This is a genomic window from Clostridium tepidiprofundi DSM 19306 (assembly GCF_001594005.1).
Taxonomy (GTDB): Bacteria; Bacillota; Clostridia; order Clostridiales; family Clostridiaceae; genus Clostridium_AC; species Clostridium_AC tepidiprofundi.
Window position 1 is genome coordinate 1 of sequence record NZ_LTBA01000070.1, and the last position, 6,933, is coordinate 6,933.

Consider the following 6,933-nt stretch of genomic DNA (forward strand, 5'->3'; position numbering starts at 1 on the left):
GAAGTATTAAGTACAATTGCAGAGCATGAAAGAAAAGCTATAAAAAGAAGACAAGCTGATGGAATTAAGGTTGCTAAAGAAAAGGGAATTAAGTTTGGAAGACCTAAAGTTGAAATAGATGATAAACAATTTAAAAAAGTGTACACTAAATGGAAAAATGGAAAGATTAAAGCTGTTGAAGCTATGAAAGAATTGAATTTATCTAAGCCTACTTTCTACAGAAGAGTCAAAGAATATGAGAAAAAAAGTTAAGCATTGTTAGAATACACGGGAAAATACAAGTAAAAATCAAAATCAAGATATTTTGAAATATTTTGAGGTAATATTTGTTTTATAGTATAATCATTGATGTGGAGGTTTTGATATGGATAAAGAAATGATAGGCATTATACGAGAAGTGTTAAAAGAAGAATTAGAACCAATTAAAAAAGACATACAGATATTAAAAAATGATATAAAAGAAATTAAAAGAGGACAAAACGAAATAAAAACTATAATTAGTGAGTTAGAACCATCCAATGCAAACAGGAATCTTGAATTACTTAATGAAATTAGAGAAGTAAGAAGAGAGCTAAATACAGTTGAAATAGTAACATCAAAGAACTGGAATGAAATTGCAAGGTTAAAAGCAGTAAAGTAGAACCAAGTTAAAAGTATTTAAATTAATTAATATACGCACGGATACATTGCAATTTAAAATATAAGCCACTAAAAACGCCCTAGAACGCTTTTGAATGTTCTAGGGTATGTTTTTACCTATTTTTATTTTAAACGCCTTACACGGGCTTATATAGGCAAAATAAAAAGTGTTTATTTTAAGATGGTGTTTATTTGTTTTGAAATATGTAGTATACTAGAAAAAAGATGCAAAAAAAGTTAAGCAGAAATATAAAAAAATATATTTCTGCTTAAAAAACAGTTTATAATCCGTTGTTTGATCTATACCATTCGATAATATCATCAAAAATTTTTTTATATTCTTTTTTTGAATTAATTACAGATTGAACGATAGTTTGGGTATCTTCTTTTTTGTATAGATTAAAAATTAATGTTGCAATTTCATCTGAATCAGCTGCATCTGAGTGTCCCATTGCTTTAAAAATGTTTTCAATTGTTTCAAAAGAGTGATTTTTATAGTTGTAAAATGGTTCATAGTAGTTAATATATTTACCTGTAGATGATTCTAATTGACTTAGTTTTTTAAAATCAACATCACCAAAAATTTTTAATGCTTTTTCAACTCTTTCAGGATTATTTATTTCTTTACTTATTCCCCAATTGAAAAGTAATTCATAGCTTTTAGGCTTATTGATATATTTTATTGTAAATATTGAAATAAACATACCTAGTATTGCTATTAAAATAAAAACTTTTTTTTGCATTTTAATCACTCCTAACAAAAATAGGATGGTATAATATATTATACCATCCTATTTTTGTTAGTCAATGTTTTATTCTTCATTTATTGTTATTATACCCTTTGTGTTACAGTTCATATCAATATATTCAGTGATTTTTTTTATGTCTTTATCAAAAATTCTTATGCACCCATAGCAACAAAAATTGTTCATTTCATTTCCAATTTTTGAAAGGGGTCAGGTACCTTACATAGATTCAATTTTTGAAAGGGGTCAGGTACCTTACATAGATTCAATTTTTGAAAGGGGTCAGGTACCTTACATAGATTGGTAATTTTATTGCCAATTTATGATACTTATTATACTGTGTATTAGATTAGTATATGTTTTATTTTTTATAGAAAATTGAGATAACCTATTATCAAAAATTAACGTATAAAAATATTAATGATGAAAAGCATTTATTAATTTTGTTTTAAACAAATTAATTGCAATAATACTTAGCATTTGCACATATACAAAAAATATACGGACAAGTCATTTAATATATTGTAATTTATGTAAAACAATGGTATAATGATTTTGTTACATGTAACGCTAATAAATAATTAGGATGTAGTTGGATAAAAAAGTAATAAGTGCATTTTCAAGTTTAGTTATGTTGTTTATGATCACAGTGCCAACTTATGCTAGTAATATTTCTTATGGAAATGCTATAAATGAAGATATCAATGATGATATCAAGGTATATGAATCTAAAATGAACTCTGAAGGTGAATATGCTAAACATGTTTCAGCGTTTGAAGGTAATTTAAGCTATTATGAAAAAAATTCACTTTATACTGTAAGCTCAGTTGTGTATAAAACTGGAGTAATTGAAACATCATTTATCTATAATAATGATCCTAATTCTATATATACATCAATCAATAAAGGATTAAATAAAAATCAAGGATTATATATTTCTGATATTAATTTTGATGAAATAGTAAGACAAGCAATGAGTAATAAGAATAATTTGAAAGTTACTGATGTATCAAAATTAAAGCAAGGTGTATTAAAGAACGGATTGGCAGAATCAAGTTCTAGTACAAACATATTTGATGAAGTAGAAGAGCAATTTGGATCAGAATATTCTGATAGACTTTTAGCCACTAAAGTAAAAGATAATGTTTATGCTAAATTATATGGATATTATAATCACAATATTACAAAATATCATGATTGGCTTTTAACTGCATTAAAAATGGGAGGTATATCATTGTATGAGTAGTATAATGTTATTAATTATGGGACTATTGATAGTAATATTTTTTGTTAGTGTATGTTATTTTGCAAAAAAGAAAAGGATTTTTAATATAGTAATGATTTCTATTGGGGTTATTATACTATTATTCGTGTTTTATGAAAAATATGATACATATTCTTTATTAGATAGTTTTAAAGCAGATAAAGTTGAAATAATTTCTATAGCTAGTAAGGATATTATTGAAGTTGATGGAAAAGCTCTAATGAAAAATGTGAAAAATGTAGTTATAGTTCCTGAAAAACCAAAAGGTTATGGAAGTGTTATTAGATATGATATGATATTCTATAAAAAAAACAGAAAAATAATAACATTGAAATTAGGAGTAATTACATATGAAGAGTTTAAGAATGATGATAAATATATAAATTTAAATAAAAATAATGTAATTATACAAAAAGGTAAAAAAAAATTGGAATTTAGTGAAATATTCTATAAAAATTTAGAAAAAATTATAAATGATAGTAATTATATAAATAACTTCTAAATAGAAATTTAAATAATATTCATAACAAGAATTAATTATACGATGAGCTAAAGAAAAGCAACAAAAATTGTTCATTTCCAATTTTTGAAAGGGGTCAGGTACCTTACAATAAAGATTAACGTGATAAGTAAGACAAAGCCCCATGATATGGGCATTGAACTTCTTATATTTGAAGTTAATAGCATTAGTAGGAAGCGCATATAAGTCCATTTTAAAGAAATCTATAGTGAATTCACGATAGATGTAGTGAAGTTTATATTTATGTTTATCACTATCATTTAGATCTTTAGGCAGTTTAGCAAAATTTTTGCGATAGTAAGAACATTTAGGGTTAACACATTTATGTATACGGAAATGTTTACGATCCTTTTTAGGTGAAAGAGTATGTCCGCAATAAGGGCAAATAAATACTATAGGTTTAGTAGCATGATTATTTTCAGAGATGGATTTTACGTTACGTCTCTGAACTTGGTTTAACTAATTTATTATATTTATGTTTATAGTAAGCTAAAAGAAGTTGATAGTCTACCTTTTCAAAACGAAGAATTTTAGGTAGCTTATCCACTTTGAATTTTTGGTATTCAGGACTATGTGAATCCTCAAAAGCCCACTGCTTAAGAGGAATATATTTAGCAATAAATAAAAGTAGCATATTTATTTGTTTTAAAAGGTATTGATTATACAACCATAAATAAGTTATAATTGAGTTCAAAGCAATGACACTTCCTTTCTGTTTTTTGTTGTCGTAAACTCAATTATAACAGAAAAAAGGGGGTCATTGTTTTTTTTATTCAAAAAAACTCTGTAACCCTTGATATATAAATAAAAATTTAAGAAAAATAGTGTAAATACTTTACGCTATCTAGATTATTAGAGGAGAAATTCTATGAAAAGAAAAAATTTTATTATTGCAATAATCACTTTATTAGTGTTATCAAATCTAATATTTTTTTATAGAAGTTATTCTTATAAAAAATTTGTTCGATATAATGCATTTTATTACATAGAATCTAGTGTAACTAGAACATATGAAGAAATTTATCAACTAAAATTACATGAGGCTAAAAAAGGAGAGTTCTATAAAATTGAACAAATATCAAAAATTTTAAATGAATTAGAGCACTGCAATTATAACAATGATTATCTTATAAGATACTATAGAAAATTTCATAATAAGGGATTTCATAATAATATGGATAGATATTCATTTTTTCAAGTATATATTAGATTTTTAGAGCCAATAAGACAGGGGCTATATGAAGGTGATTGTAATAATGAGAAGTTTAAACAAGATATTAACAGTTTATATGATGATTTTAAATACATTAAAACAGAAATAACAAAACTCTATGAGAAATCTGAAAATAAAGATATAAATATTAATTCATATATTAATATTTTCAACAATATAGAAACAAATTCAAAAATAATAAAAGATATTCAGGAAAGTGTGATGTAATTGAAGCAACAAAAATTGTTCATTTCATTTCCAATTTTTGAAAGGGGTAAGGTACCTTACATAGATTGGTAATTTTATTGCCAATCTATGATGCTTTTTTTCCCTCCGAGTTGCAACCAAATATGTTAGAATTATAATAGAGAGTAATGATGAAAAATTAATTGTTTGAGGTAAAACTGTTCAGATATTTGTAAGCTCTGATGTAAGCGCTGAAAAATTTAAAATTATAAATGTAAAAAAGAGATATCCTCAATATGGGAAAATTTTATAAATTGATATAACTGTCATAGCGGATACTTGGATTTTGTCAAAAATTAGAGGGGGAATACCAAGTGAAAAATACATATACTATTGGTCAAATGGCAAAATTACATAATATTAGTGTACACACTCTTAGATATTATGACAAAATTGGACTGCTTAAACCCAGTAAGGTGGATTTAAATTCTAATTATCGTTATTATGATGATTATGATTCTCATAGATTAAGTAAGATAAAAGGACTTAAGTCAATAGGATTACCCCTTAATAAGATAAAAATTCTTATGGAAGGTACTATAGATAAAGTTGAAGAGGAATTTTATGATATGAGAAAAGAATTAATTACTAAAATCAATAATTTAAATGAAGTTGTTTCCTATCTTGATGAACAGCTGCATCAGATTGAAGAATTTAAAAAAGGTGAGTGTTGTATTGAGCCCAAAATTTTAACATTTGATAGGCGTGAAGGATATATAATTTGTGTAAATGAATCAAGTAGTTTAAATGAACGAATTAAAGCTATAGTTAATTTTGAGAAAAAAAATAATACTAATGCAGATGTGTTCTTTAAACCAACACGATTAATGCATATTGATTCGGATGGTAGAGCACATTTAAAAAATTATTTAGCACTTAAACGAGATATATCTGTTGATGATCCAAATGATTGCTATATATTAGAAGCTGGCAAGTATGGAGTAATAGATCATATTGGTTCTTCTAAAAATATTGATGAAAGCTACATGAAATTACTTAAATATATTTATAGTAAAGGATTAAGACCATGTAATGAAGCTATAGAGATTTTAGTTATGAGTTCAAACTTAACAGTTAAGCAGGAAGAATGGAGAAAACAAATTCAAATTCGAATAATATGAGTAGGAAGAATTTATTTATTCTTCCTGTTTTTCAAATCTTTATTTTTTATTTATGGAAATAAAACTTTTTTCAAATTATTCTTCATTTGTTTGGAAAATCTTTTCCCTCAATCCATGTGAAACCATAAGACAGAAGTGTCTTGATAAAGGCTTTATTTCCAATACAAGACCAGTTAGCTTTGTAGTGAAGGCCGAAATATCTTTGAGCCATATTAATATAACCTTTTTCTTGAATTTTTTTCATCATTTCATCAGCATATTCTTTTCCACCAATATCTTTAGCGACTTCTCTGATTTCAGATAAATTAGATTCACTGATAGGATATTTTTTATGATTATATTTTTCACTATGAAATTCTTTAATTATTTCTATAGGTAGATCCTTGTAAGTTTCTTCATGCACTAAAGCTTCAATACCAAGTTTTTTACTTGGAGCAGGGTATTTTGTTGGATAACCAAGACTTAATAGTACAACTGGGAATACTCCTTCAGGAATGTTTAAAATAGATTTTAGTTCCATAAAACAGCTTTCTACAGTACCAATATATACTGAACCTAGACCTACTGAATCAGCTGCTGTACATATGTTTTGAGCACATATAACAGTATCTTGAAATGCAATCCAGAAATGTCTATAGCTTTTTGTTGCTAAAAAAGGAGCATTGCATGATTCAGCCCAGCGTCCGATTCTTCGCCAATCAATACAGAAAAGTAAATTTACTGGAGCTTTTGCTACTATGTTTTGCATATTACATTCATCAACTAAACGTTTTTTTGTTTCATCCTTTGTTATTTTAATTATTGCATAAGGTTGCAGATTACCACCTGTAGCTGCATGTAATCCAGCATCGATAACTTCATATAATACATCTTCTGGAATTTGCATATTTTTAAAAGATCTGCAACTTGCACGTTCATATAGTAATTTAATAGTTTCATTTGAATAATTTTTATTCATATGCTCGCCTCCTAAAATTTATTGACTTCTTTATTAAAATATAAACCCTTGAGTAACTCTAGAGTCAATAAAAATTTGTTTGTTCCTCCGAGGTATAATCAGCTCTAAAGATTAAAAATTCTTCGCATTAAAATGTTATAAATATGTATATGTACTCAACGAATATTATTAGTGGAATACTAATTTATATTGTTTGAGGAGGTTTAAATAATTGAGGAAGACTAGA

At 26.1% G+C, this 6,933-nt stretch carries 7 protein-coding genes and 1 pseudogene; 6 read left to right on the top strand and 2 right to left on the bottom strand.

Going from position 1 to position 6,933, the window contains the following annotated elements:
* Positions 1 to 252: pseudogene (locus CLTEP_RS14950) on the top strand (recombinase family protein); the annotation flags it as partial.
* 112 nt (positions 253 to 364) lie between these two features.
* Positions 365 to 640 (top strand): hypothetical protein, encoded by a 276-nt coding sequence (locus CLTEP_RS12920; protein WP_066827361.1) that lies wholly within the window; start codon positions 365 to 367, stop codon positions 638 to 640.
* A 280-nt stretch (positions 641 to 920) separates the two neighbouring features.
* Here the strand turns inward: CLTEP_RS12920 and CLTEP_RS12925 are convergent, their stop codons facing one another.
* A complete protein-coding gene (locus tag CLTEP_RS12925; protein WP_066827363.1) occupies positions 921 to 1,382 on the bottom strand; it encodes a hypothetical protein in 462 nt (153 codons plus the stop codon).
* Between the two features lie 595 nt (positions 1,383 to 1,977).
* On the opposite strand from CLTEP_RS12925, the gene CLTEP_RS15120 reads away from it, so the two are divergent.
* From CLTEP_RS15120 to CLTEP_RS12950, 4 genes are all read left to right on the top strand, one after another.
* Positions 1,978 to 2,631 (top strand): hypothetical protein, encoded by a 654-nt coding sequence (locus CLTEP_RS15120; protein WP_066827366.1) that lies wholly within the window; start codon positions 1,978 to 1,980, stop codon positions 2,629 to 2,631.
* Positions 2,624 to 3,151: a hypothetical protein gene (locus CLTEP_RS12935; protein WP_066827368.1), complete on the top strand. Its 528-nt coding sequence runs from the start codon at positions 2,624 to 2,626 to the stop codon at positions 3,149 to 3,151. Before CLTEP_RS15120 ends, CLTEP_RS12935 begins: the two co-directional genes overlap by 8 nt.
* A gap of 886 nt (positions 3,152 to 4,037) precedes the next feature.
* A complete protein-coding gene (locus tag CLTEP_RS12945) occupies positions 4,038 to 4,610 on the top strand; it encodes a hypothetical protein (protein ID WP_066827370.1) in 573 nt (190 codons plus the stop codon).
* Between the two features lie 332 nt (positions 4,611 to 4,942).
* A complete protein-coding gene (locus tag CLTEP_RS12950; RefSeq protein WP_066827372.1) occupies positions 4,943 to 5,749 on the top strand; it encodes a MerR family transcriptional regulator in 807 nt (268 codons plus the stop codon).
* A gap of 82 nt (positions 5,750 to 5,831) precedes the next feature.
* Here the strand turns inward: CLTEP_RS12950 and CLTEP_RS12955 are convergent, their stop codons facing one another.
* Entirely contained in the window at positions 5,832 to 6,707 is an 876-nt protein-coding gene (locus CLTEP_RS12955) for a nitroreductase family protein (protein WP_066827374.1), read from the bottom strand.
* Positions 6,708 to 6,933: the final 226 nt, after the last annotated feature.